The organism is Polaromonas sp. P1_G2, assembly GCF_056405515.1.
In genome coordinates this window covers 1-371 of record NZ_JBFUBY010001655.1, presented here as the reverse complement: position 1 = coordinate 371, position 371 = coordinate 1, and the positions used below count along the sequence as shown (strand labels likewise).

At 65.8% G+C, this 371-nt stretch carries 1 protein-coding gene; it reads right to left on the bottom strand.

Translation table 11 applies throughout. The features are described from left to right. Positions 1-371, bottom strand: a 371-nt coding sequence (locus AC1D0P_RS31995) for a Gfo/Idh/MocA family oxidoreductase (protein ID WP_477680399.1), incomplete at both ends; no start/stop codon positions are given.

Here is a 371-nt window from a genome sequence, read left to right as displayed (position 1 = left end):
GGACACCGGCGGCGGCGCCGGATCGAACGAGGTCACCGACAGAAGTTCGCTTCTGCCGATTTCGCCGCGGTCGGCGGCGGCCTTCAGTGCTGCGAAGTTCGGATCGAAGCGGCGGTTGAAGCCGATCATCACGGGACGGCCGGTGGTAGCCGCCACCGCCTGGCAGGCGCGCGCCCGCTCAAGACTGAGATCCACCGGCTTTTCGCACAGCACGGCCTTGCCGGCTTTCGTTGCCGCTTCAATCAGGTCGGAATGGGTGTCGGTCGAGGTGGCGATGAGCACGGCGTCGATCGAGGGGTCGCTGATCACCTGATCGGTCGTCACCGCCTGAGCGCCGTATTGCGTGGCCAGCTTTTGTGCCGCTCCCATAT